Origin of the sequence: Streptomyces sp. AF1A (assembly GCF_047340315.1) — a bacterium.
Classification (GTDB): Bacteria; Actinomycetota; Actinomycetes; order Streptomycetales; family Streptomycetaceae; genus Streptomyces.
The window spans coordinates 111,197-137,401 of sequence record NZ_JBLEBI010000002.1 but is presented as its reverse complement, the minus strand read 5'-3'; the positions used below and the strand labels follow the sequence as shown (position 1 = coordinate 137,401).

General features: G+C 72.5%; 20 protein-coding genes. All 20 read left to right on the top strand.

The annotated features are described in order from the left end of the window. Positions 1–1,476, top strand: a 1,476-nt coding sequence (locus ACLU3S_RS01645; RefSeq protein WP_413949861.1) for a sugar transferase, incomplete at its 5' end; no start/stop codon positions are given. Positions 1,477–1,579: 103 nt separating this feature from the next. After that, positions 1,580–2,896 (top strand): nucleotide sugar dehydrogenase, encoded by a 1,317-nt coding sequence (locus ACLU3S_RS01640; RefSeq protein ID WP_413949860.1) that lies wholly within the window; start codon positions 1,580–1,582, stop codon positions 2,894–2,896. After that, complete coding sequence (locus ACLU3S_RS01635) at positions 2,886–4,151, top strand: glycosyltransferase family 4 protein (protein WP_413949859.1); 1,266 nt, start codon at positions 2,886–2,888, stop codon at positions 4,149–4,151. The genes ACLU3S_RS01640 and ACLU3S_RS01635 overlap by 11 nt, the downstream gene beginning before the upstream one ends. Then, positions 4,148–5,515 carry a YveK family protein gene (locus ACLU3S_RS01630; protein WP_413949858.1) on the top strand — a complete coding sequence of 456 codons (1,368 nt, stop codon included), beginning with the start codon at positions 4,148–4,150 and terminating at the stop codon, positions 5,513–5,515. Before ACLU3S_RS01635 ends, ACLU3S_RS01630 begins: the two co-directional genes overlap by 4 nt. Beyond that, positions 5,512–7,032, top strand: a complete 1,521-nt coding sequence (locus tag ACLU3S_RS01625; protein WP_413949857.1) for a Wzz/FepE/Etk N-terminal domain-containing protein — start codon at positions 5,512–5,514, stop codon at positions 7,030–7,032. The genes ACLU3S_RS01630 and ACLU3S_RS01625 overlap by 4 nt, the downstream gene beginning before the upstream one ends. A 2-nt stretch (positions 7,033–7,034) precedes the next feature. Beyond that, entirely contained in the window at positions 7,035–8,969 is a 1,935-nt protein-coding gene (asnB, locus tag ACLU3S_RS01620) for an asparagine synthase (glutamine-hydrolyzing) (RefSeq protein WP_413949856.1), read from the top strand. 19 nt (positions 8,970–8,988) lie between these two features. Continuing rightward, positions 8,989–11,169 (top strand): bi-domain-containing oxidoreductase, encoded by a 2,181-nt coding sequence (locus ACLU3S_RS01615; RefSeq protein ID WP_413949855.1) that lies wholly within the window; start codon positions 8,989–8,991, stop codon positions 11,167–11,169. Then, complete coding sequence (locus tag ACLU3S_RS01610; RefSeq protein WP_413949854.1) at positions 11,166–13,130, top strand: alginate lyase family protein; 1,965 nt, start codon at positions 11,166–11,168, stop codon at positions 13,128–13,130. The genes ACLU3S_RS01615 and ACLU3S_RS01610 overlap by 4 nt, the downstream gene beginning before the upstream one ends. Further along, complete coding sequence (locus tag ACLU3S_RS01605; protein ID WP_413949853.1) at positions 13,127–14,653, top strand: right-handed parallel beta-helix repeat-containing protein; 1,527 nt, start codon at positions 13,127–13,129, stop codon at positions 14,651–14,653. The genes ACLU3S_RS01610 and ACLU3S_RS01605 overlap by 4 nt, the downstream gene beginning before the upstream one ends. A gap of 1 nt (position 14,654) precedes the next feature. Beyond that, positions 14,655–15,935 (top strand): O-antigen ligase domain-containing protein, encoded by a 1,281-nt coding sequence (locus ACLU3S_RS01600; RefSeq protein ID WP_413949852.1) that lies wholly within the window; start codon positions 14,655–14,657, stop codon positions 15,933–15,935. Positions 15,936–15,937: 2 nt separating this feature from the next. Then, on the top strand, positions 15,938–17,179 hold the full coding sequence (locus tag ACLU3S_RS01595; RefSeq protein WP_413949851.1) for a glycosyltransferase: 1,242 nt from the start codon (positions 15,938–15,940) through the stop codon (positions 17,177–17,179). Then, entirely contained in the window at positions 17,176–18,426 is a 1,251-nt protein-coding gene (locus tag ACLU3S_RS01590) for a methyltransferase domain-containing protein (protein WP_413949850.1), read from the top strand. The genes ACLU3S_RS01595 and ACLU3S_RS01590 overlap by 4 nt, the downstream gene beginning before the upstream one ends. Next, positions 18,423–19,217: a sugar phosphate nucleotidyltransferase gene (locus ACLU3S_RS01585; RefSeq protein ID WP_413949849.1), complete on the top strand. Its 795-nt coding sequence runs from the start codon at positions 18,423–18,425 to the stop codon at positions 19,215–19,217. The genes ACLU3S_RS01590 and ACLU3S_RS01585 overlap by 4 nt, the downstream gene beginning before the upstream one ends. Further along, a complete protein-coding gene (locus tag ACLU3S_RS01580; protein ID WP_413949848.1) occupies positions 19,214–19,861 on the top strand; it encodes a PIG-L deacetylase family protein in 648 nt (215 codons plus the stop codon). Before ACLU3S_RS01585 ends, ACLU3S_RS01580 begins: the two co-directional genes overlap by 4 nt. A 3-nt stretch (positions 19,862–19,864) precedes the next feature. Continuing rightward, the gene (locus ACLU3S_RS01575; RefSeq protein ID WP_413949847.1) at positions 19,865–20,890 is read left to right on the top strand and encodes an NAD-dependent epimerase/dehydratase family protein; all 1,026 of its coding nucleotides are present in this window, start codon (positions 19,865–19,867) and stop codon (positions 20,888–20,890) included. Next, a complete protein-coding gene (locus ACLU3S_RS01570) occupies positions 20,887–22,185 on the top strand; it encodes a DUF4910 domain-containing protein (protein ID WP_413949846.1) in 1,299 nt (432 codons plus the stop codon). Before ACLU3S_RS01575 ends, ACLU3S_RS01570 begins: the two co-directional genes overlap by 4 nt. Further along, positions 22,182–23,486 carry a hypothetical protein gene (locus ACLU3S_RS01565; RefSeq protein ID WP_413949845.1) on the top strand — a complete coding sequence of 435 codons (1,305 nt, stop codon included), beginning with the start codon at positions 22,182–22,184 and terminating at the stop codon, positions 23,484–23,486. The genes ACLU3S_RS01570 and ACLU3S_RS01565 overlap by 4 nt, the downstream gene beginning before the upstream one ends. Further along, the gene (locus ACLU3S_RS01560; protein WP_413949844.1) at positions 23,483–24,430 is read left to right on the top strand and encodes a glycosyltransferase family 2 protein; all 948 of its coding nucleotides are present in this window, start codon (positions 23,483–23,485) and stop codon (positions 24,428–24,430) included. Before ACLU3S_RS01565 ends, ACLU3S_RS01560 begins: the two co-directional genes overlap by 4 nt. Then, positions 24,427–25,653: a polysaccharide pyruvyl transferase family protein gene (locus ACLU3S_RS01555; protein ID WP_413949843.1), complete on the top strand. Its 1,227-nt coding sequence runs from the start codon at positions 24,427–24,429 to the stop codon at positions 25,651–25,653. The genes ACLU3S_RS01560 and ACLU3S_RS01555 overlap by 4 nt, the downstream gene beginning before the upstream one ends. After that, positions 25,650–26,201, top strand: coding sequence for a dTDP-4-dehydrorhamnose 3,5-epimerase (gene rfbC, locus ACLU3S_RS01550; protein ID WP_413949842.1), 552 nt, complete (start codon positions 25,650–25,652; stop codon positions 26,199–26,201). The genes ACLU3S_RS01555 and rfbC overlap by 4 nt, the downstream gene beginning before the upstream one ends. Positions 26,202–26,205: the final 4 nt, after the last annotated feature.

The following is a 26,205-nucleotide window of genomic DNA, read 5'->3' as shown; positions in this document are numbered from 1 at the left end:
CGGCAGGGGGGACTAGTCGGCCTTTTTCCGTCGGCGCGCGAGCGTCTGGCGAACGGCGCCATCAGCCAGCCCGCGAACGACTGGGAGCAGCGGTACCGCCGTACCGTGATCATCAGCGATACCGTGGCCACCGGCGTGGTGGTGGGGGTGATCGGCAACTTCTTCGGGGCCCGGGACGCGGCCAACTGGCATGAGAAATGGGGGATTCTCGCCTTCGGCACCGAGTTGCTGGTGCTCGGGGCGCTTGCGGTGAGCCGGTCGTGGGCCCCGGCCGTGCTCGGCCAGGGTGCCGAGGAGTTCCGCCGGCTCGGACGCTCGCTGTTCACGGCGACCGTCGTCCTGGCGCTCGGCGGGATCGCCCTCACCTCGCGCAACATCAAGCTCTGGATCTTCGTCGCGGTCCCCGCGATCGCGCTCGTCACCATGACCGCGCGGTATGTGCTCCGCCTCTGGCTGCACAGACAGCGCAAGGAAGGGCGGTGCCTGAGGCCGGTGCTCGCTGCCGGAAGCCCGGCCACCGTGTCCGATCTGATCAGCCGGACCCGCAAGTTCCCGCACATCGGCTGGCGGGTGGAGGCGGTGTGCACGCCGGACGGTCGCGGCCGTGACGGTGACCAGCTGGACGGGGTGCCGGTCGTCGGCCAACTGGGGGACGTCGCCAAGCACGTGCGCCACGACGGCTACCGCGTCGTCGCCGTCACACCGGACCCGCACTGGACGCCGGACCGGCTGCAGCGGCTGGCCTGGAACCTCGAAGGCAGCGACGCCGAGATGGTCGTGGCCCCCGTGCTCATGGAGGTGGCCGGTCCGCGGCTGCACGTCGACGCGGTGCTCGGGATCCCGCTGCTGCGGGTCAGCATGCCCACCTTCACCGGTGGCCGCCGGGCGATCAAGGGGGTGGTCGACCGGGTGGGCGCGGCGGTCCTGCTGGTGCTGTTCGCGCCGCTGATGGCGCTCGTCGCCCTGCTGGTGGTGCTGGACAGCCGGGGCGGGGCCTTCTACCGCCAGCGCAGAGTCGGCAAGGACGGCCGGGAGTTCACCATTCTCAAGTTCCGCACCATGGTCGCCGGGGCTCACGGGGCGCGTGCCGAGCTCGCCGACCGCAACGAGGGTGCCGGGCTGCTGTTCAAGCTTCGCCGGGATCCTCGGGTGACCCGCGTGGGAGCAGTGCTGCGCCGGTACTCGATCGATGAACTCCCGCAGCTGTTCAACGTACTGACGGGATCGATGTCGCTCGTCGGTCCGCGGCCTCCACTGCCGGAGGAGTGCGCCGCGTACGACCCGGACATCCGGCGGCGGCTGCTGGTCAAGCCCGGGCTCACCGGCCTGTGGCAGATCAGCGGGCGCAGCGACCTGCCCTGGGAGGAGGCGGTCCGCCTCGACCTGCGCTACGTGGAGGACTGGTCGCTCGCCCTCGACACCGTGATCTTGTGGAAGACGATGCGCGCGGTACTCCACGGGCAGGGGGCCTACTGATGGGCGGGGGGCGTCGCCCGGCCGGCGCGTGGAACGCGGGCCACCAGGGCCTGCCGTGGAAGAGCTCAGGCCGCAAGGGCCTGCCCGGGGGGAGAGACGGATCATGAGAGTCAGCGTTTTCGGGCTCGGCTACGTGGGCTGCGTATCGGCCGCGTGCCTGGCCAGCATGGGCCACGAGGTCATCGGCGTCGATGTGAACCAGGTGAAGGTCGACCTGGTCAACGACGGCAAGGCTCCCGTGGTCGAGGAGCGGATCGGCGAGCTCATCGCCGACGTGGTGCGGACCGGAGCGCTGCGCGCCACCCGCGACGTCCGCGAGGCGATCATGGCCAGCGAGATATCGCTGGTCTGCGTGGGCACGCCGTCGGAGCCCAACGGCAGCCTGTGCACCAGCTACTTGGAGCGGGTCACCGAACAGATCGGCGCCGCGCTGGCCGAGCGGGGCGGGCGGCAGACCGTCGTGTTCCGCAGCACCATGCTCCCGGGCACCTGCCTGAACCTGCTGGTACCGATCCTGGAGAAGAACACCGGCGGCACGGCCGGGGTGGACTTCGGAGTCGCGGTCAACCCGGAGTTCCTGCGCGAGGGCACGAGCGTGCGGGACTTCTTCGACCCGCCCAAGACCGTCATCGGCGAACTCGACCCGGTGAGCGGCGACGCGGTGACGGCACTGTACGACGGCCTGCCCGGCGAGGTGTTCCGGGTGCCGGTCCCGACGGCCGAGGCGATCAAGTACGCGGACAACGCGTTCCACGGACTCAAGATCGGCTTCGCGAACGAGCTGGGCGCGGTGTGCCAGGCGCTCGGGGTGGACTCGCACCAGGTGATGGACGTGTTCCTGGCCGACCGCAAGCTGAACATCAGCCCCGCCTACCTGCGGCCCGGCTTCGCCTTCGGCGGCTCCTGCCTGCCCAAGGACCTGCGCAGCCTGGTCCACGCGGCACAGCGGGCCGACGTCTCGGTGCCCATCCTCTCCCACGTGCTGACCTCCAACTCGGACCATCTGCAGCGCGCGGTGGACCTGGTGGAGCGCACCGGGAGGCGCAGAGTGGGCCTGTTCGGGCTGTCCTTCAAACCCGGCACCGACGACCTCCGCGAGAGCCCGCTCGTCGAGCTGGCGGAGAGGCTCTTCGGCAAGGGGTACGACCTCAAGATCTACGACGCCAACGTCAGCCTCTCCCGGCTGCTCGGCGCGAACCGCGAGTACATCGAGAACCGGCTGCCGCACCTGGCGCAGCTGCTCGCGGACTCCGTCGGCGAGGTGCTGCAGCACGCCGAGGTGTGCCTGGTCGGCACCAGGGACCCGGCCGTGCTGTCGGCGCTGCCCCACGGCGAGAAGCCGGTGATCGTCGACCTCATCCGCCTTCCCGACGCCGAGGCGCGCCGGACAGAACCGGGGTACATGGGCCTTGCTTGGTAACGCGACCAGCGGCGACGGATCAGACCGGCGCGCGCTGATCCTGGTGGAGAACCTGTCGGTGCCGTTCGACCGGCGGGTGTGGCAGGAGTGCACCACGCTGCGCGACGCGGGCTGGACGGTGCACGTCATCTGCCCGCAGGGGAGCAAGCGCGACACGGAGCCGGAGGCGGAGATCGACGGGGTGCGGATCCACCGCTACCCGTTGCGCGCGGCCACCGGAGGGCCGGCCGGCTACCTGAGGGAGTACGGATCGGCGCTCTGGCACACGGCCCGGCTGGCCCGCAAAGTCGGCCCGGTCGACGTGGTCCACGCCTGCAACCCGCCCGACCTGCTGTTCCTGCCGGCACTGTGGCTGAAGCGGCGCGGCGCGCGGTTCGTCTTCGACCAGCACGACCTGGTGCCCGAGCTGTACCTCTCCCGGTTCGACCGCGGTGAGGATCTGCTCTACCGCGCCGTGTGCGCGCTGGAACGGCGGACCTACCGGGCCGCGGACGTCGTCCTCGCCACCAACGAGAGCTACCGGGACGTCGCCCTGCGCCGCGGCGGCCGGCGGCCGGAGGACGTCTTCGTGGTGCGCAGTGCGCCCGCGGTCGACCGGTTCCAACCCGTGCCGCCCGAACCGGAGTTGAAGCGCGGCAAGCCTCATCTGCTGTGCTACCTCGGGGTCATGGGCCCTCAGGACGGCGTCGACTACGCCCTGCGGGCCCTGGCGAAGCTGCGCGACGAGCTCGGGCGGACCGACTGGCACGCGGTGTTCGTCGGCTCCGGGGACGCCTTCGACGCGATGGTGGAGCTGTCCCGGCGGCTCGGACTGACGGAGCAGGTGCAGTTCACCGGGCGCATTCCGGACGCCGACCTGGTGCGCTACCTGTCCACGGCGGACGTGTGCCTTTCCCCGGACCCGCGCAATCCGCTCAACGACGTGTCGACCATGAACAAGGTCCTCGAGTACATGGCGATGGGCCGGCCGATCGTCTCGTTCGATTTGCGGGAGGCGCGCGTCTCCGCCGGTGACGCCGCCGTCTACGCACCCGCCAACGACGAGGCCCGATTCGCCGAGCTGATCGCGGTGTTGATGGACGACCCGGACAAGCGGGCGCGGATGGGCAAGATCGGCCAGGAGCGGATCAGCGGGCCGCTCTCCTGGCAGAACTCGCAGGCGTCACTGCTCGCCGCCTACGCCGCCGCCTGCCGTGGCCACACCCCGGTGTCGGCGAGCCATCCGGTCCGAACAGGGAAGAGGCAGCGCAGTTGAGCGAGGACACGATACGCCTGGTCACCATCGGGCGGATTTTCCGTCGGCGCTGGCGGCTTCTCGCCGCCCTCGCCGTCGTGGGCGCACTTGTCGGCTACGGCGCCTCGGTGGTGTTTCCGCCGCGGTACACGACGTCGGCATCGGTCCTGCTGCCGGGGCAGTGGGAGGAGCGCGAGCTGCTGACTCAGGTGGACGTGGCGACCAGTTCCACGGTGGTCGACCGCGCGGCCGGCGCGCTCGGCTGGAGGGGCGTCAGCGGCGCCGATCTGCGGGATCACGTGACCGCCAAGGCCTCCGACGGGAACATCATCAAAATCTCGGGCACGGCCGAGACCCCCAAGCGCGCGCAGCAGCTCTCCGACCAGGTGGCCCGGCAGTTCGTCGAGTTCGCGGCGCGGATCGCGGGCGGCACCACGGATTCCGCGGCCACGGGGTCCGAGGCGTTGCGCAAGCAGGTCGAGGAGACCAACCGCCGCATCACCGACCTGGCCAAGGCGGCCGATCCGGGGCAGACCGTGGAGAGCGTCCAGGCCCGCACAGCGCTCGAGAACCTGCGCACCTCGCTGGAGGACGCCATGACGAAGCTGGACCAGGCCGACCCGGCGGCCGGCAAGGCCGGCATGGTCGTCATGGGGCCGGCGGCCCGGCCGACCGGCGAGGCACCGCCGACACGGATGCAGCTCATCGCCGGCGGGGCGCTGCTGTTCTTCCTGCTCGCCGTCATCGGCCATCTCGTCGCCGCACGGATGAACCGCCGGCTGCGCACCGAACCGGAGATCGCGGCGGCACTGGGCTCGGCGCTGCTGGGCACCGTCGACGTGCCCCAGGGACGGCGCGGCGCGCACCGGCCGGGACACGGCGGCCCGCGGGCCTGGATGCGCCGACTGCTGGGCATCGACACCCGGTGGGACCTGCCGGCCCCGCAGAGGTCCGGCGACGAGGTCGGCAGACGGATCCGCTACCGGCGGGTGTGCGCTCGCCTCCGGGACCAACTGCCCGCCCCGCGAAGGCTCCTGGTGGTCGTACCGGACGGCGACGAGATCGCCCGCCGCGCCGCCGGACAGCTCGTCGCCGAGGGCGAGGGCGATCCCCAGCTGAGGGTGGTGGAGGTCGCGGTGGACCGGCCCGTCGTGCCGGACCGCACCACCGAGGCCGGTGCCGTAGTCGTCCTCGGCGTGGGCAGCCGGACCGCGGAGGAACTCGCCGGCATCGCCGAGGCGTGCGCGGACGGCGGGCACGAGGTCGTCGGCATCGTCGTCGCCGGCGCGGTCCGCAGCCGTGAGACGCGGTCGCAGGGCCGGCCTCCGGACGACCCCACGCTCGCGCTCGCGGTGCACGGCCATGCGACGGGAGGTTCGGTGTGACGACGAACACGACCGCGGAGTCGTCGGCCGCCACTCCGCTGATCGACCTGCAGGCGCTGGTGGTCGCGGTGCGCAGGCGCCGCCGCCTCTGGTGCGCCATGGCGCTGCTCGGCCTGCTGGTCGGCGCCGCGGTGGCGGTCCTGATGCCGCCGCCGCCGACCGCGGTGACCGAAGTGCTGGTCGCGCACGCGGAGGACCAGCCGAACGACACCGGAACGCTGATCCGCACGGACGTCCAGCTGCTGCGGACCACGCGGATCGCCGACCAGGCCCTGAAGTCCCTGGGGTCCGCGGAGAGACCCGAGGACTTCATGCGGGACTACCGGGGCGCCGGCCTGACGAACAACCTGCTGCAGATCACCGTGACGGGCGACAGCGACGCGCAGGCGGTGGCCCGCGCCAAGGCGCTGGCCGACGCGTTCGTCGCGGACCACGTGCGGCGGATGCGCCAGACCGCGCAGGCCGAGGCCCAGGCCCTGCTCGACCAGCGTGACCGGATGCGGAACGAGCTCGCCCAGGTCAACAAGGAGATCGGAGACCGCTCGCCGGACAGCGACCCGAAGGCGGCGGCGAGCATCGAGTCGCTCTTCGCCCGCCGCGCCGAACTCAACTCGCGCATCTCCGACTTCGACGAGCGCGCCGCGGAAGCGCGCACCGGCACACCCCAGGTCGTCGCCGGCACGCAGATCGTGGACGCCCCGCGCGCGGTGCCTCACTCCCTGCCCAAGGCGCTTGCCACCGACGCCGGGATCGGTCTCGTCCTCGGTCTCGTCCTCGGGCTCTCACTGGCCGCGGTCGGCGCGGTGGTGGCCGACCGGCCCGTGCTGCGCCGGGACATCGCCGCGCACCTGGGCGCCTCGGTCATCGCGGAGCTCCCCCGCCGCTCGGGCAGGCGGTGGCAGCGCCGACGGACGCGGGTGACACGCGAACGGCTCACCGCGACCCTGGTCCGCGCCACGCGCGGCTCCGATGAAGCGGTCTCCCTGCTGGAACTGGGCTGCGCGCGCAGCGCGAGCGTGATCGCCCTGGACCTCGCCAGGGCCATGACGGCGGAGGGGCCGGTGACCGTCGTCGACGCCCTGCCCGGGCTGAACCTCGCGGGCCGCCGTCGCAAGCCGGGAGACCCGGCCGTGGTCGGCGGCGAACGCGCCGCGACGGTGCCGGCTCAGGAGCGCCGGATCGGCGTCGGCTCGGTGACCCCCGGCACGGCGTGGACCGACCTGCAGTACCTCGGCACGCAGACCGTGCTCGTCGTGCGTGCCGGACACGGCAGCGCCGCATGGCTGCACACCGTGGCGCGGCAACTCGCGGACCAGCGCATTCCGGTGATCGGTGTGGTGCTGATCGACCCCGATCCGCGCGACCGGACCGACGGCACGCTGTGGGACGGGGTGCACACCGCGCTGCGCGGCCGAGCCGGGCGGCTGCCCCGGCCCAACGGCGCGAACCCGCCACGCACGGAGCGGCAGCCGATCTGGGCCGCACGTGTCCCCGGCGACGACCAGGAGGCGCGGTAGACATGTGTGGCATCGCAGGCACGTACCGATGGCCCGACGGCAAGGTCGTGACCGACCGGCTCACCGAGACCCTCGCCCACCGCGGTCCGGACGGAGCGGGGCGGTACAGCCACCGCGCCGGGGACGGCGAAGTGCACCTCGGGCACCGCCGGCTGGCCATCATCGACCTGTCCGAGACCGGCGCCCAGCCGATGGTCTCGGACGGTCTCGCCCTGACGTACAACGGCGAGCTGTACAACGCGCCGGAGCTGCGCGCCGAGCTGGCAGCCGCCGGGGTGCGCTTCCGCGGTACCTCCGACACCGAGGTACTGCTCGAGGCCTGGCGGCGCTGGGGCACGGACTGCCTGCCCCGGCTGCGCGGCATGTTCGCCTTCGGGATCTTCGACGAGCGAACCGGTGAACTGGTCCTGGCGCGCGACCAGTTGGGAATCAAGCCGCTCTTCCTGCTCCGGCGCGGAGCGGGCCTGGTGTTCGCCTCGGAGCTCAAGGCACTGGCCACCGCGACCGGCGGGTCGCTGGAGGTGGACCACGCGGCGCTGGTGGCCTCGCTGCTGTACTACTGGGTGCCCGACTCGCGGTGCGCGTTCCGCGAAGCGGAGAAGCTGCCGCCGGGGAGCTGGCTGAGGTGCCGGCCCGACGGCCGGGTGCAGCGCGGCCGGTTCTGGAATCCGAAGGACGTCGCCGCCGAGGGCCGGGAGCGGGCCGCGGCCGGCGAGCAGCCGGACCTCGCCGCCGTCGTCGAGGAGTCGACCCGGCGCCACCTGCTCTCCGACGTACCCGTCGCGACCTTCCTCTCCGGCGGCCTCGACTCCAGCTACCTGACCGCGCTGGCGGCCCGCCACCGGCCGGGGATCTCCGCCTACACGATCGGGTTCCGCGCCGAGGACGCCCGGTTCGAGGCGATGCCGGACGACCTGCGCTACGCCCGGCAGGTGGCCGCGCGGTTCGGCGTCGACCTGCACGAGATCGAGATCGCCCCGAACGTGCTCGACCTGCTGCCGCAGATGACGTACCACCTGGACGAGCCGATCGGCGACCCCGCCGCGATCAACACGTACTTGATCTGCTCGGCCGCACGGGAGGCCGGGGTCAAGGTGATGCTCTCGGGGATGGGCGCCGACGAACTGTTCGCCGGCTATCGCAAGCACCTGGCCAACGTGATCGCGCTGCGCTACCAGCGCCTGCCGCGGCCCCTGCGACGCGGCCTGTCCGCGGCCGTGGACCGGCTGCCGGTCGCCACGTCCCGCCGGGGATACCGCTCGGTGCGCTTCGCGAAGCGGTTCCTGTCCTTCGCCGACCTGCCGGAGGAGACCGCCTTCCGGCGCAGCTACACCATGTACGACCGGGACGAGCTGCTCGCCCTGCTCGATCCGGACCTGGCCGGGACGGTCGACGACGTGCTGACCGAGCACGCGGACGTCTACCGGGACAACGACCTCGACGACTTCGTCAACCGCATGTGCCTGACCGACGCCCGGATGTTCCTGCCGGGCCTGAACCTCGCGTACACGGACCGGTCGAGCATGGCCGCGTCGACCGAGGTACGGGTGCCGTACGTGGACGTCGAGGTGGTGAAGGCCGCGTTCGCCGTGCCCGGCCATCGCAAGATCGTCCGGCGCCAGGGCAAGGCCGTCCTCAAGGAGGCGGCCGCCTCGGTCCTGCCCCGGGAGATCGTGTACCGGCCCAAGGGCCTGTTCAGCGCCCCGCTGCGCGCCTGGATGAGCCGGGATCTGGCACCGCTGGTGCGCGAGGTGGTCGACGACGGCGAGCTGGTCCGTTCCGGGTTCCTGCGTCGCGACGCCCTGGCGCGGATGGTCGCCGAGGACGCCGCCGGCCGGCGGGACTTCTCCAAGCATCTGTGGCACGTACTGACCCTCGAGTACTGGTATCGCGACGCGACCTCTGGGTCCGGCCAGAGCACTCGGTTGACGGCTTAGGAATTTCAGAGGAGTTCGGGTGAAACAGGTCGTGCAGAACTACAAGAGCGGCGAGCTGGCGGTGCTCGACGTTCCGGTGCCGGGGTGCAAGCCGGGCGGTGTGCTGGTCCGCAGCGCCTACTCGCTGATCTCCACCGGCACCGAGCTCATGAAGGTGTCCGAGGCCGGCATGTCGATGCTGGGCAAGGCCCGCTCCCGTCCCGACCAGGTGGCCAAGGTCATGCAGAGCGTCGCCACCAACGGGGTGCCCGCCACCTACCGCAAGGTGATGGGCAAGCTGGACTCCTACACGCCGCTGGGCTACTCGCTGTGCGGGGTGGTCGAGCAGGTCGGCGCCGGGATCGACGATGTGAAGGTCGGCGACCTGGTGGCCTGCGCCGGCAACGAGCACGCGCTGCACGCCGAGCTGAACTGGGTGCCGAAAAACCTCTACGTCCCGGTGCCGGACGGCCTCGCGCCGCGGCACGCGGCCTTCGCCACCGTAGGGTCGATCGCGCTGCAGGGCGTCCGCCGGGGCGAGCCGCAGCTGGGCGAGGTGGCACTGGTCATCGGCCTCGGGCTGATCGGCCAGCTGGTGGTGCAGCTCCTCGCCGCCTCGGGAGTCCGCGTCGTCGGGGCCGACCCCGACCCGGCGCGCTGCGAACTCGCCGCGCGCCTGGGCGCCGCGGCCTGCGGAGATCCCGCGTCCGCGGCCGTGGAGAGCGCCGTCGCCGAGCTCACCGGCGGCGCGGGCGCGGACCAGGTGTACCTGGCCGCCGGCGGGGGCAGCAACCAGCCCGTCGAGCTGGCCGCCAAGCTGAGCCGGGACCGCGGCCGGGTCGTCGACATCGGCAAGTGCCGCCTGGACCTGCCCTGGAACGCGTACTACGAGAAGGAGCTCGACGTCCGGTTCTCCCGCAGCTACGGCCCCGGCCGCTACGACCCGGAGTACGAGCTCGAGGGGCGCGACTACCCGATCGGCTACGTGCGCTGGACCGAGCGCCGCAACCTGGCGTGCTTCCTCGATCTCGTCGCCCGCGGCAGCGTCGACGTGGCACCCCTGGTCTCCCACGTCGCCGACTTCGACGACGCCGTCGAGACGTACCAGCGCCTGAAGGACGGCGACCTGAAGGCCGTGGCCGTGCTGTTCCGGTACCCGGAACAGGCGCGGGACACGGGGGAGGCGGCGGCCCCGGCGGTGGCGGTGCCCGCGGTGAGCGTGCAGCCGAGTCCGGCCCGCGCCACCAGGACGCCGGTGAGGCTGGCGTTCGTCGGCGCGGGAAACTACGCGACGTCGATGCTCCTGCCGCACCTGGCACAGCGCGACGGCGTGGAGTTGGCGACCGTCGTCACCACGACGGCGCTGTCCGCCGCCAACGCGCAGCGCAAGTTCGGCTTCGCCGAGGCGACCACCGACCTCGACGCCGTGCTCGGCGACTCGTCCATCGACGCGGTGTTCGTGGTCACCCGGCACAGCTCGCACGCCGAACTCACCCGGAAGGCACTGCTGGCCGGCAAGACGGTGTTCGTGGAGAAGCCCCTGGCCCTCACCGAGGACGAACTGGCCGGCGTGCTCGCGGCGGTGGAGGAGTCCGGCAACGACCGGCTGCAGGTGGGCTTCAACCGCCGGTTCGCGCCGCTGCTGCAGGAGGCCCGCCGGCGCTTCGGCACCCGGACCGGCCCGGCGAACCTCCGCTACCTGGTGAACGCGGGACGCCTCGACCACGGCAGCTGGTACCTCCAACAGGGCACCGAGGGCTCGCGGTTCGCGGGCGAGGGCGGGCACTTCATCGACACGGCGAGCTGGCTGCTCGACGCCGACCCGGTCTCGGTGTACGCGAGCGCCCCCTCGGGCAACGAGGACCTCCAGGTCGTGCTGCGCTACCCGGACGGGTCCACCGCCACCATCAGCTACGTCACCTCCGGCCCGTCCGGCTTCCCGAAGGAGACGCTGGACCTGATCGCGGACGGGCGTGCGCTGCGGCTCGACGACTTCGTGCGCGCCTCGGTGTACGGCCGGAAGCGGTGGGTCAGTTCGCGGCTGCCCAAGGCCCGGGACAAGGGCCAGAACGCCGAACTGGCCGCGTTCGTCCGGGCCGTGCGGACCGGCGGGCCGATGCCGGTGCCGCTTGGGTCGCTGGTCGCCACCACGGCGGCCACGCTCGCCGTCCAGGCCGGGCTGGCGAGCGGCGCGCCGGTGACGCTGGCGGGGGCGCGATGACCATGAGCGCGGGCTGGTACCTGCGGCGGCTGTCCCGCATGGGACCGCGGGAGGTCGCGGGCCGGGTGGCCGACACGGTGCGCAGGCACCGGTGGCGGTCGGCCCGGCCGGACCGTCCGAGCGTGACCGGCGCCGGGTTCACCGCCGTGCTGCCCGCCGGGACGATCGCCACGGTGCCACCGGACGCCGCGAAACGCCTCATCGCCGACGCGGACCGGCTGATGCACGGGCACGCCGAGTACTTCGGGGTGGTCCGCGACGACCTCGCCGACCCGGACTGGTCGCGCGACCCGAAGACCGGGCGCCGGGCCCCGGACGGCTACGCCTTCGACGTGCCGTACCGGGACGAGGACGCGGTCGGGGACATCAAGCAGATCTGGGAGCTGTCCCGGCACCAGTACCTCACCCAGCTCGCCGCCGCCTACGCGATCACCGGGAACGACCGGTACGCCGAGCGGGTGGCCGAGCACCTGCGGTCGTGGTGGGCGGCCAACCCACCCCTGCGCGGGGTCCACTGGATCAGCGGCATCGAGCTGGGCATCCGGCTGCTGTCCTGGGTGTGGATCCGCCGGCTGCTCAACGCCTGGCCGGGCGCGGCCGGGCTGTTCGAGGACAACCCGGTGGCGCTGCACCAGATCTGGTACCACCAGCGCTGGCTGGCCGCCTTCCCCAGCCGGGGGTCCTCGGCGAACAACCACGTCATCGCCGAGGCCGCCGGACAGTTCGCGGCGGCGTGCGCGTTCGGCTGGTTCCCTTCCTCGGCGCGCTGGCGGGCCGACGCGCTGCGCTCGCTGGAGCGGCACCTGCGACGCAACACCTTCCCCTCCGGCCTCAACCGCGAGCTGGCCACCGAGTACCACGGACTCGTCCTGGAACTGGGTCTCGCCGCGGTGGCCGAGGCGGACGCCGCCGGGGTGCCGGTCCCCGCGACCGTCCGGTCGGTGCTGCTGCGGATGACCGACGCACTCGCGGCCGTCGTGGACGGCCGGCTGCGGCCGCCGCGCCAGGGGGACGCGGACGACGGACACGGCCTGGTCCTGGACGGCGCGGGCACGGACCGCTGGGCCTCGCTGCTGGCCACCGGGGACGCCGTGTTCGGCCGGCTCGCCTGGTGGCCCACGGTGACCGGCACCGATGTGCGCACCCCACTGCTGGCCGCGCTCATCAGGCCCTCCGCGCCGACCGTGTCCCGCCCGGCGGACCGACCGGCCCACTTCGCCGACGCGGGCATGACCATCCTGCGCGGTCCGGAGGAGATCTGGTGCCGCTGCGACGCCGGCCCGCACGGCTTCCTGTCCATCGCCGCGCACGCCCACGCGGACGCGCTGTCCGTGGAGGTCCGGCACGACGGGGTCGACGTGTTCGCCGACCCGGGGACGTTCTGCTACCACGGGCAGCCCGAGTGGCGGCGGTACTTCCGCTCGACCCTCGGCCACAACACCCTGGAGCTGGACGGCGGTGACCAGTCCGCCTCCGGCGGCCCGTTCCTGTGGACCCGGCATGCCGAAAGCCGCGTCCTGGCCGCGGACCCCTCGGGCGACGGCGTGGCCCGCTGGTGCGCCGAGCACGACGGTTACCGGCCCTCCGTGCACCGCCGCCGGGTCGAGCTGACCGCCGCGAGCCGGGAGCTGAGGGTGGTCGACGAGGTGAGCGGTCCGCGCCGGGCCGTGCGGCTGGCGTTCCACCTCGGCCCCGCGATCGCCGCGGACCTGGTGGGGAACCGGGCGGTGCTCACCTGGATCCGGGACGGCGAGGGGCGTACGGCGGTGCTCGACCTGCCCGGGAAGCTGTCCTGGCGGGCGCACCGCGGCGAGAGCGACCCGCCGCTGGGCTGGTACTCCGCGGGGTTCGGGCGCAAGGAACCCGCCACCACGCTCGTCGGCACGGGCCTGACCGACGGGGCGGAGGGCTTCACCACCGTCCTCAGGTTCGGCGGCCAGGGGGGCGCGTGGGGAACATGAGGTGGCATGGGGCGTGGGCGACGGCGCTGCTGGCGCTCGCCCTGCTGGCGGTGAGCGGCTGCGACGGCACGTCGGACGCCCGGGCGGCGAAGCCGGCCGCCGGACCGACCACGGCCGCGGCCCGATCCGTGGCGCGGGTGTGCGCCAGGCCCGCGGCCGGACCGGAGAAGGCACCGGCGGGCGCGGTGACGGTCGACCCCGCGGTGGTCGGTGACCTGGCCGCGAAGACCAAGAGCCATCCGCCGCACACCACGTTCTGGCTCCGGCCGGGCAAGCACCGGCTCGACCCGGACCGCTACGCCCAGGTCTTCCCCAAGACAGGGGACCGCTACCTCGGCGCGCCCGGCGCGGTGCTCGACGGCCGGAAGACCAACCAGTACGCGTTCGGCGGCACCGCCCGCGACGTCACCATCGGCTATCTGACCGTGCAGGGTTTCGTCGCGCCCCAGGACGAGGGCGTGGTCAACCACGACTCGGCCGACGGGTGGGTCATCGAGCACTCGACCATCCAGCACAACTCCGGCGCCGGGCTGATGGCCGGTTCCCGTCAGCAGGTCCGCGCCAACTGCCTGCGCGCCAACGGCCAGTACGGCATGAACGCGTACAAGGGCAACGGCCCTATCAGCAACCTGGTGGTCGAGGGCAACGAGATCGTGGGCAACAACACCGACGACTGGGAGCGGCGGCAGCCCGGCTGCGGCTGCACCGGAGGCATCAAGTTCTGGGCCGTCAACCGCGCCGACGTGCGCGGCAACTGGGTGCACGACAACCGCGGAGCCGGGTTGTGGGCGGACACCGACAACAACGACTTCCGCATCGAGGACAACGTGCTCGAAGCCAACGACGGTGCCGCGCTGATCTACGAGACCAGCTACAACGCGGTCATCCGGAACAACACGATCCGGCGGAACAACTGGGTCGATGGCCGCAAGGCGGCCGACCGCGGCGACGACTTCCCGTACGGGACCATCTACCTGTCGGAGTCCGGCGGCGAACCACGGGTCCGAGCCCGCACGGACAAGATCGACATCTACGGCAACGTGCTGGAGGACAACTGGTCGGGGATCACCCTGTGGGAGAACGCCGACCGGTTCTGCAACAGCCCGGCCAACACCTCTTCCGGTGACTGCACGTTGCTGGTGAACAAGCCCAGCCGCTGCGCGAAGTCGTCGATCGCCGAGGCACCGCTCTACGCCGACTGCCGGTGGAAGACCCAACGGGTGGACATCCACGGCAACCGCTTCGTGCTCGACAAGTCCGTCGTCGAGTGCGCGACGAGGTGCGACCGCATGGCGGTGCTCTCCAACTACGGCACCTATCCCGACTGGTCGCCGTACAAGGGCGACAAGGTGGCCGAGGCGATCACCCTCAAGCAGCACAACCGCTGGCACGACAACGTCTACGTCGGTCCGTGGGCCTTCGTCGTCCACGACCCGAGCAAGGTGCTCGACTTCCAGGACTGGCAGGACGCGCCGTACCGGCAGGACGCGCACAGCACCTACCGCGCACAGGCGGGTGGTTGAGATGAGCACGCGAACCGTCGTCGCACCGCGCCCCGCCGGCACACCGAGGATCGTCGGGATCGTGTGGGGGCTGCTGGTCCTCAACACGCTCGGCTCCGCGGGGGCGAAGACCATCGTCCCGCTGCCCCGCTCCCTCATCCAGATGGTCACCATGGGCGCCCTGGTCGCCGCGTTCGGCCTGGCGCTCGCGGTCAACATCCGGCTGCGCATCCGGCCGAGCGCGTACGTGCTCCTGCTCACCCTGCTGCTGGTGGTGAGCGTGATCTCCAGTGCGCACCTGGAGTCCGGCTACGGCGCGCTGTTCCGCTGCGCCCGGCTGGCCGTCTTCGTCGGCACGCTGTGGCTGCTCAGCCGCTGGTGGGACGGCGGTATGACGTTCGTCCGGCACCACATCCGGGCGTACTTCGCGGTGCTCGGGTCGGTGGCCGCCGGCCTGGTCGCCTCACCGGGTGCGGCCCTGCCCGACCTCTACGGCGGACGCCTGGTCGGCGCGTTGTGGCCGCTCACCCCGCCGCAGATCGGGCAGTACGCGGCGGTGATCATCGGGCTCACCGTGCTGCTCGTCCTGGGCCGCCGAACCGACCGGGTCGGCGCGGCGGTGGTCATCGTGCCCTCCCTCGTCCTGCTGGTGCTGACCCACACCCGGACGGCCACGCTCGGCCTGCTCGTCGGGCTGGCGCTGGCGATCGGCTCGCTCCTGCTGACCAGCGCCGCGGCCCGCCGGTTCTTCACCTGGACGGTGCTGTGCGCCGCGGTGGCCGCGGCGGGGTTCGCCTCCGCGCTGCAGGCGTGGTTCCTGCGCGGGCAGGACCAGGAGAACTTCTCCAGCCTCACCGGTCGGGCCAAGGTCTGGGACGCCCTGCTGACCGCGCCCCGGTCGACCTCGGAGCAGCTGTTCGGCGTGGGCCTGGGCGACAAGTCGTTCGGCGGGCTGCCGATCGACAACAGCTGGCTGGCCGTCTACAACGAGCAGGGCCTGATCGGCGTCGCCCTCGTCGCGGTGATCATCGTGGTGCTCGGCGGTGTCGCGTTGCTGCGGCCGCCGTCGCTGTCCAGGGCCTGCGCGATCTTCCTGATCAGCTACTGCGCGATCGCCTCCTACACCGAGGCCGGTCTCGGCGACGCCTCGCCGTATCTGCTGCACCTGGCCCTGGCCGCCTCGCTGCTGGCGACACCTGCCGCCGCGAGTCCCCTCCCGGCGCCCGAGGCCCCTCGGCCCTCGGCGCGCGAAGCCCCTCGGCAACGCGTCCCGCGCTGGGCCCGCGGATCGGAGGTGACCTGAGCATGCACGTCCTCGTGGTGCACAACCGCTACGCCTCGGCGCAGCCGAGCGGGGAGAACAAGGTCGTCGACCAGGAGGTGGAACTGCTGCGCTCGGGCGGCCACCGGGTCGAGGTGTTCGAGCGGCGCAGCGACGACATCGCCGGCCGGTCCCTCCTCGCCAAGGCCGCCGTGCCGCTCCTCGTGCCGTGGAACCCGGCGGTCCGCACGGAACTCGCCGCCCGGCTGCGGGCCGAGCGGCCCGACATCGTCCACGTCCACAACGTCTTCCCGCTTCTTTCGCCGGCGGTCCTCGCCGCCTGCGCCGACGCCGGCGTGCCCGCCGTCGCCACGCTGCACAACTACACCCAGGTCTGCCCGCCCGGCACGCTGCAGCGGGACGGCCGGCCGTGCGCCGAGTGCGTCGGATCGTCGCCGCTGCCCGCCGTCCGGCACGGCTGCTACCGCAACTCCCGCCTCGCCACGGTGCCGCTCGCGGTCAGCCTGTCGGTCAACCGGCGGCGGTGGTGGTCCGGCGTGGAGCGGTTCCTCTGCATCTCCGCGGCGCAGCGTGAGGTGCTGGTGCGGTCGGGCATGCCGGCCGAGCGGCTGGCGGTGAAGCACAACTTCGTGCCCGACCCGGGCAGGTGCCGAGACGGGGCCGGCGAGCACCTGCTCTATCTCGGCCGGCTCGCCGAGGCCAAGGGCGTGCGGCTGCTCATGGCCGCGTGGGACGAGATCGCCGCGGACGGCGGCGTGGGCGTGCCGCTGGTCATCGCCGGCACGGGACCACTGGAACAGGAGGTGACCGCCTGGGCGGCGGGCCGAAAGGACGTGCGCTACGTCGGCCTGTACGACACGGATCAGTGCCGGCAGGCCATCGCGCGGTCGGTCGCCGTGGTGGCGCCGTCGACGTGGCTGGAGGCGTTCGGCCTGGTGGTCGTGGAGGCGATGGCGGCGGGGGTCCCCGTCGTCGCCGCCGGCCACGGCGCTTTCACCGAGCTCGTCGAGGACGGCGTGACCGGGCTGCTGCACCAGCCGGGCGAGCCCGCCTCGCTCGCGTCCCGGATACGCCGGATCGCGGCCGAGCCGGCCCGCAACCAGGAGATGGGCCAGGCGGCCCGGCGCCGGTACGAGCAGGGATTCAGCCCGGCCGTCGGCCTGGAGCGCCTGGTGGAAGAGTACCGCACCGCGATCGCGGGGCGGTCGGCACTGGCTCGCGGCGGTCGGACCCGCGCGAGCAGGGGGGATGGGGGAAGCAGATGACACGATGCCGACTGTGCGGCTCGGAAGCGATGGCGAGCGTCGTCGACCTGGGGGCGACACCGCCGTGCGAGAGCTTTCTCGCCGCGGACCAACTGGACCGGCCGGAGCCGGCGTACCCGCTGCACCTGCGGGTCTGCACCGACTGCTGGCTCGCGCAGCTCCCGCCGCTGATCACGCCGGAGGAGACGTTCCAGGAGTACGCGTACTTCTCCTCGTACTCGACCTCCTGGGTGGAGCACGCGCGCACGTTCGTCGCGGGCGCCGTGCAGCGCCTCGGGCTCGGCGCCGACGCCTTCGTCGTCGAGGTCGCGAGCAACGACGGGTACCTGCTCAGGCACGTGGTGGACCGCGGGATCCGCTGCCTCGGCATCGAGCCGTCGGTGAACGTCGGCGCCGCGGCGCGGGACGCGGGCGTGCCCACGCTCACGGAGTTCCTGACCCCGGACACCGCCGCGGCCGTGCGCGCCGAGCACGGCCCGGCGGATTTGGTCGTGGCCAACAACGTGTACGCGCACATCCCCGACGTCGTCGGCTTCACCCGGGGGCTGCGCGCCCTGGTCGCCGACGACGGCTGGGTCTCCATCGAGGTGCAGCACCTGCTGACCCTGATCGAGGAGAACCAGTACGACACGATCTACCACGAGCACTTCCAGTACTACACGGTCGCCTCCGCGATCCGGGCCCTCGCCGCCGGCGGACTCGCGCTGGTGGACGTCGAGTTGCTGCCCACGCACGGCGGCTCCATCCGGCTGTGGGCCCGGCCCGCCGAGGTGGCGGGCGAGCCGGCGCAGCGGGTCGCCGACGTGCTGGCCCGGGAGAAGGCCGCCGGGCTGCAGGAGCTGTCCGGGTACACCGAGTTCTCGGCGCGGGTGGCCAAGGTGCGCCGGGACCTGCTCAAGTTCCTCATCGAGGCGGCCGAGCGCGGCGAGACGGTCGTCGGCTACGGCGCCCCGGGCAAGGGCAACACCCTGCTCAACCACTGCGGCATCCGGCCCGACCTGCTCCCGTACACGGTGGACCGCAACCCCTACAAGCACGGCAGGTTCACCCCGGGCACCCGCATCCCGATCCTGCCGCCCGAGCAGATAGCCGCGGACAGACCGGACTACGTCCTCGTCCTCCCCTGGAACCTGCGCGCCGAGCTGGTCGAGCAGCTGTCCTTCGTGCACGACTGGGGCGGACGGCTGGTCTTTCCCATCCCGGAACTGAGCATTGTCGAGGTCGCGTCCGGAAAGGGCACAGCATGAAGGTCGTACTGTTCTGCGGCGGTTACGGGATGCGGATGCGCAACGGCCTCGCCGACGACGTGCCCAAGCCGATGGCGATGGTCGGGCCGCGGCCGCTGATCTGGCACGTCATGCGCTACTACGCGCACTTCGGGCACAAGGAGTTCATCCTGTGCCTCGGCTACGGTGCCCACCACATCAAGGACTTCTTTCTCAACTACGAGGAGACGACGTCCAACGACTTCGTGCTGCGCAAGGGGCACACCGAGCTGCTGTCCACCGACATCGCGGACTGGACGATCACCTTCGCGCAGACCGGCATCGAGTCGCCGATCGGGGAGCGGCTGCGCCGGGTGCGCCACCACCTGGACGGCGACGAGATGTTCCTCGCCAACTACGCCGACGTGCTCACCGACGCCCCGCTGCCGGAGATGATCGAGAACTTCGCCCGGCGCGACGCCGGCGCGTCGATGATGGTGGTGCCGCCGCAGTCCTCGTTCCACTGCGTGGAACTGGGCGAGGACGGCCTGGTGGGCGGCATCACCGCGGTGAGCGAACTGCCGCTGTGGGAGAACGGCGGGTACTTCGTGCTCCGTCAGGAGATCTTCGACCACATCCCGGAGAACGGGGACCTGGTCGCCGACGGATGCGCCCAACTGGCCAAGCGCGGACGGCTGGTGGCGCACCAGCACCGCGGCTTCTGGAAGCCGACCGACACCGTGAAGGAACGGGCCGCGCTCGACGAGGCGTACGCCCGCGGCGACCGCCCGTGGGCCGTGTGGGAACGGGACGGCGCGGGGGTGAGCGCATGATCGGGCTCGGGGCCGGGCGCCTGGAGCGGATCGTCGCGGTGGGCGCGCACTGCGACGACATCGCCATCGGCGCCGGCGGCACGCTGCTGACCCTGTGTCACGCGCGGCCGGGTGTCCGCGTCGACGCGCTGGTGCTCTCCGGCGGCGGCAGCGAGCGCGAGCAGGAGGAGCAGGCCGCGCTCGCCGCCTTCTGCCCGGGCGCCGACCTGCGGCTGACCGTGCACAAGCTGCCCGACGGCCGGCTGCCCGCGCACTGGGAGGAGGCCAAGGCCGCGGTCGAGGAGCTGCGCCTGCGGACCGACCCCGATCTGATCCTGGCGCCGCGTACCGAGGACGCGCACCAGGACCACCGCGGCCTGGCGCAGCTGATCCCCACCGCGTTCCGCGACCACCTGGTACTCGGCTACGAGATCGTCAAGTGGGACGGCGACCTCGGCCGTCCGTCGGCGTACCAGCCGCTGTCGCCGGACACCGCCGAACAGAAGGTGCGGCTGCTGCAGGAGCACTACCCCTCGCAGCGGCACCGGCCCTGGTACGACCGCGAGGCCTTCCTCGGCCTCGCCCGGATCCGCGGCATCGAATGCCAGGCGCGCTACGCCGAGGCGTTCACCGTCACCAAACTCACGCTCAACCTGGGGGGTTGAACCTTGCGCGTACTGCTGACCGGACACCAGGGCTATCTGGGCACCGTGATGGCCCCGGTCCTCACGGCCGCCGGGCACGAGGTCGTCGGCCTCGACGCCGGCCTGTTCGCCGACTGCGTGCTGGGCCCGGCGCCCGCGGACCCGCCCGGGCACCGGGTGGACCTGCGCGACGTCACCGCCGAACACGTGGCCGGGGTCGACGCCGTGATCCACCTGGCCGCCCTGTCCAACGACCCGCTGGGCTCACTGGCGCCGGAGCTCACCTACGACATCAACCACCACGCCTCCGTACGGCTCGCCCGGCTGGCCCGCGACGCCGGCGTGCGACGCTTCCTGTACGCGTCGACGTGCTCGGTCTACGGCGCCGCCGGCGGCGACGAGCTGGTGACCGAGGACGCCCCGCTGCGGCCGGTGACGCCGTACGCGGAGTCCAAGGTGCGGGTGGAGGACGACCTCCACGCCCTGGCCGATGGGGACTTCACCCCGGTGTTCATGCGCAACGCCACCGCCTTCGGCCATTCGCCCCGGCTGCGCGCCGACATCGTGCTGAACAACCTGGTGGGCCACGCCCTCCTGTCCGGCGAGGTGCTGGTGCTCTCCGACGGCACGCCCTGGCGCCCGCTGGTGCACGCCGCCGACATCGCACGGGCCTTCGCGGCCGCCCTCGTCGCGCCGCGGGAGGCGGTGCACGACCGGGCGTTCAACATCGGCAGCGAGATCAACAACGTCACGGTCGCCGAGATCGCCGAGCAGGTCGCCGAGAGCGTGCCCGGGGCGAAGGTGGTGATCACGGGGGAGACCGGGGCCGATCCGCGCTCCTACCGGGTGGACTTCTCCCGGTTCCGGGCCGCGATCCCCGGCTTCGACTGCGAGTGGACGGTGAAGCAGGGCGCCCTCGAACTCGCCGACGCCTACCGCAGACACGGGCTGACCCGCGAGGACTTCGACCGGCGCTTCACCCGCCTCGCCGTGCTGCGCGCGGCGTCCGACGCGGGCACCGTCGACGTCACCCTGCGGCGGCGCGGATGACGGCGGCCGGTGAACGGCCGGTGACCTCGGCCGGCGGCGCGATGTACGCGCTGGTGGAGCGGCTGTACCCGCTGTGCCGGAGCATCACCGGAGACGGGGTGCGCGCCACCCTGGACATCGTCGGCGAGTACATCCCGCTGCAGGTGCACGAGGTGCCGACCGGGACCCAGGTGCTCGACTGGACGGTGCCGCAGGAGTGGAACATCCGGGACGCGTACATCGCGGACGCCGACGGCAACCGGGTCGTCGACTTCGCCGCGTCGAATCTGCACGTGCTCGGCTACAGCGTGCCCGTGTCGGCGACCATGCCGCTGGCGGAACTGCGCGGACACCTCCACACCCTGCCGGAGCACCCGGCCTGGGTGCCGTACCGCACCAGCTACTACAAGCCGGAGTGGGGGTTCTGCCTGGCCCAGCAGACCCTGGACGCGCTGCCGGACGGCGAGTACGAGGTGCGCATCGACTCCACGCTCGCCGACGGGCACCTCACCTACGCCGAGCACGTGGTCCCCGGGCAGGTCGCCGACGAGGTGATCGTCTCCTGCCACGTCTGCCACCCGTCGCTGGCCAACGACAACCTCGCCGGCATCGCGGTGGCGACGTTCCTGGCGCGGGCGCTGGCGGAGGAAACCCCGTACCACACCTACCGGTTCCTGTTCGCGCCCGGCACCATCGGGGCGATCACCTGGCTGGCCCGCAACGCGGAGCGGGTGGACCGGGTCAAGCACGGCCTCGTGCTGGCCTGCGCCGGGGACCCGGGCCAACTGACGTACAAACAGAGCAGGGACGGGGACGCGGAGATCGACCGGGTGATGCGGTACGTGCTGGCCGCCTCCGAACGCCCGCACCGCGTCAGCGAGTTCACCCCCTACGGCTACGACGAGCGGCAGTTCTGCTCACCCGGGTTCAACCTGGGCGTGGGCTCACTCACCCGGACCCCGTACGCGGGCTATCCCGAGTACCACACCTCGGCGGACAACCTGGACCTCGTCTCCCCGGAGGCGATGGCGGACACGCTCGCCGTCTGCCGCGAGGCGTTCTCCGTGCTCGACCGCAACCGGCGGTATCTGAACCTCAGCCCTTACGGCGAACCGCAGTTGGGCCGACGCGGGTTGTACGACGCCCTCGGTGGCCGCAGCGACACCAAGCAGGCCCAGATGGCCATGCTCTGGGTGCTCAACCTCTCCGACGGAGAGCACAGCCTGCTGGACGTCGCGGAGCGCTCCGGGCTGCCCTTCGACACCGTCGCCGCCGCGGCCGGTGCCCTCCACGGCGCCGGACTGGTCAAGGGATGACGCCGATGACCACCGAGGGGGCGAAGACGAGGACGACGGCACCGGCCGGATCCGCCAAGCGGGCCCTGGTCGGCCGGTTGTCCTGGGGCCTGGCCGACCAGGCGGCCTCCAGCATCTCCAACTTCGCGGTGGGCATGTACGTGGCCCGCACACTGGGGGTGACCGCGTTCGGCGTGTTCAGCCTGGCCTGGGTGACCTACGGCGTGGTGCTCAACGTCTCCCGGGGCCTTGCCACCGACCCGCTCGTGGTGCGCTTCAGCGGCGTGCCGGTGGCGTCCTGGCGCGCGGCCGTGGCCCGGTCGTCGGGCACCGCGCTCGGTCTCGGTGCCCTTCTCGGCTCGGCGTGTCTGGTGGCCGGCCTCGCTCTCGGCGGCCGCGTGGGGCCCGCGTTCGCCTGCCTCGGCGTCGTGCTGCCGGGGCTGCTGCTGCAGGACGCCTGGCGGTTCGCGTTCTTCGCCGCCGGCACGGGGCGCAAGGCGTTCGTCAACGACCTCGTGTGGGGCATCGCGCTCGGCCCGGCCATGGTGGTGGCCGCCCACGTGGACACCGTGAGCGCGTTCGTCCTCGCCTGGGGCGCGTCCGCCGCGGTGGCCGGCGCGTACGGCTGCCTGCAGTCCGGCATTCGGCCCCGGATGACCGGGGCGCGCGGGTGGCTTCGCGAGCAGCGCGACCTCGGCTACCGCTACCTGGTCGAGAACGTCGCCCTCAGCGGCGGGAGCCAGCTGCGGGCGTACGGGCTCGGTGCGATCGTCGGGGTCGGCGCGGTGGGCGCGGTGCGGGGCGCCGAGCTCCTGATGGGCCCGTTCCTGGCCGTGCTGATGGGCCTGTCGCTGGTCACCGTCCCGGAGGCGGCACGGGTGCTGCGGCAGGCCCCGCACCGCCTCGGCGCGTTCTGCTTCGTGCTGGGCGGCGGTCAGGCCGCCGCCGCGGTGCTGTGGGGCGGGGCACTGCTGCTGATGCCGGACCGGCTCGGCGAGCTCGTGCTCGGCAGCGTGTGGAACGACTCCTCGCTGCTCATCGTGCCGATCACCCTCAGCGTCGCGGGCGCGGGCCTCGGCACCGGCGCGGCGGCCGGGCTGCGCGCGCTCGCCGCGGCCCGGCGCAGTCTGCGCTGCCAGCTGTTCGCCTCCGCCTGTTACGTCGGCGGCGGGCTCGGCGGGGCGGCCGTCGCCGGCACGGTCGGCTCGGCCTGGGGCGTCGCCGCCGCGACCGTCAGCGGCTCCGCCGTGTGGTGGCTGCAACTGCGCTCCGCCCTGCGCGAGCGCCACCGGAACCACATTCCCGAAGTGAGGACCTCATGACCGCCCAACCCAGGCTGAGCATCGGCCTGCCCGTGTACAACGGCGAGGAGTACCTGGCCGAGTCGCTCGACGCGCTGCTCGGCCAGACCTACGAGGACTTCGAACTGGTCATCTCCGACAACGCCTCGACCGACGCGACCCAGGACATCTGCCTCAAGTACGCCGCGCAGGACTCGCGCATCCGCTACCTCCGGCTGCCCCGGAACATCGGCGCGACGCCGAACCACAACCGCGTGTTCGCCGAATGCCGCGGCGAGCTGTTCAAGTGGGCCTCGCACGACGACCTGTACGGCCGGGACCTGCTGCGGCGCTGTGTGGAGGCGCTGGACGAGCGGCCCGACGTGATCCTCGCGCACGTCGACCAGGCGGTCATCGACGGCACCGGCCAGGTCACGGTCCCCTACGAGTACACGCTCAGGACCGACTCGCCGCACGCGCCGGAGCGCTTCCGCAGTCTGCTGTTCGAGCCCGGGGGCGACGACTTCTACGGGGTGATGCGGGCCGACGTGCTGCGCCGGGTGAAGCCGTTGGACAGCTACCACCACGCGGACCGCACATTCGTCGCCGAGATCACCCTGCACGGGCGCTTCCACCAGGTGCCGGAGGTGCTGTACTTCCGCCGGGACCACCCCACCCGCGCCGAGCGGGCCAACCCTTCCAAGCGCGCCCGGTGCGTCAACCTGGATCCGCGCCGGGCCGGCCCGCTGCACCCGACGCCCCGGCTGCTCGCCGAGTACGTCTGGGGCTTCGCCTCGGCGATCCGCCGGGCTCCGCTGTCCGCGGCCGACCGGCGCGCGTGCTACCGGCACCTCGCCGCCTGGATGACCAGCCGGGTCCGGCCGGGCGCCGGGGAACGGGTCGAGGACCGCGACCCGGTCGACCCGGCCCTGCTCACCGTCTCCGTCGACGCCCTCGTCGCCGGCCGCGGGGGGAGGCAGGCTTGACGACCGCGGACCATGCCCCGGTGCGCGTCGGGGTGTTCGGCCTGCTCGGCTCCGGCAACCTCGGCAACGACGGCTCGCTCGAGGCCGTACTCGGGTACCTGCGTGCCGAGCACCCGGAGGCGGTCGTGGACGCGCTGTGCGGGGGACCCGAGGCCGTCGCGACCCGGTTCGGAATCCCCGCCACGCGGCTGCACTGGAACCGCGCGGAGTACCGGACCGCCTCACGCGCGGGCGCGATCGCGGCGAAGGCCCTGGGCAAACTCGTCGACGCCTTCCGCACCGCCGCCTGGGTACGCCGGCACGACGTCGTGATCGTGCCCGGCATGGGCGTCCTGGAGGCCACACTGCCGCTGCGGCCGTGGGGATTTCCGTACTCCCTCTTCCTGCTCTGTGCGAGCGGCCGGCTGTTCGGCACCCGGGTCGCACTGGTCAGCGTCGGCGCCGCGACGATCGGCGACCGGCCGACCCGGGCCCTGGTGCGCTGGTCGGCGCGGCTGGCCGCGTACCGGTCGTACCGGGACGCCCAGTCCCGGGAGGCCATGCGCGCGATGGGCGTGGACACCGCACGCGACGAGGTCTACCCGGACCTCGCGTTCGCCCTGCCGGCGCCGCCGGCGGGCGCGCCGGCGGGCGCGCCCGGTCCGGTCTGCGTCGGTGTCATGGACTTCCACGGCGGCAACGGCGACCGCGCCCGGGCCGAGGAGATATACCGGCGCTACCTCGACGGGACCATCCGGTTCGTCCGCGCGCTGGTCGAGGAGGGCAGGCCGGTCCGGCTGCTCACCGGCGACGAGTGCGATGCGCCGGTGGTCGCCGCGATCCTCGACGCGGCGGACTCGCTGCTGGTCACCGCCGCCGAGCCGGCCTCACTGGCCGACCTGATGAAGGAGATGGCGGCTGCCGACTCGGTGGTGGCGATCCGCTACCACAACCTGATCTGCGCCCTGAAGACGGGCACACCGGTGCTCGCACTCAGCTATGCGGCCAAGAGCGACGCGCTCATGGACGCGATGGGCCTCGGCGCCTACTGCCACCCGGCGCGTGAGGTCGACGCCGACCGTCTGCTCGAGCAGTTCCGTGAGCTGGAGAGGCGATCGGCCGAGCTGCGGCAGACCCTCGCCGAGCGCAACCTGGCCGCCGCCCGGCAACTCGAGCGCCAGTTCGCCGCCTTGACCGCGACCCTGTTCCCTGGCTCCGCCCACGCCCTGCGGGAGACTCCATGAAGGCGACCGAAGTACCGCAGATCGCCGGCGCGTACCTGTTCGAGCCGACGCCGCACACCGACGAACGCGGCTTCTTCTGCCGCACCTTCGACGCCGGCGTGGTCCGCTCCGTGGGCCTCGACCCCGGCGCCTTCGTCCAGGACAGCGTGTCCCGTTCGGCCCGGGGCGTGCTGCGCGGCCTGCACCTGCGCTCCGGCGCCGGCGAGGCCAAGCTGGTCCGGTGCTCGTACGGAAGGATCTTCGACGTCGTCGTGGACCTGCGGAAGGACTCGCCGACCTACCTGGGCCGCGCCTTCTTCGAACTGTCCGACGAGACGCAGACGACCCTGTACATCCCGGCGGGGTGTGCGCACGGCTTCCAGGCGCTCACCGAAACCGCGGACACCTCGTACCGGATCGACCGGCCGCACGACCCGGCCGAGGACGTGACGATCGCCTTCGACGACCCGGAGCTCGCCATTCCCTGGCCGCTGCCGGTCGCATCGATGTCAAAGCGGGACCGCGAGGCGCCGAGCCTCGCCGAGGCCCTGCAGCTGAAGGTGAGTTGAACCG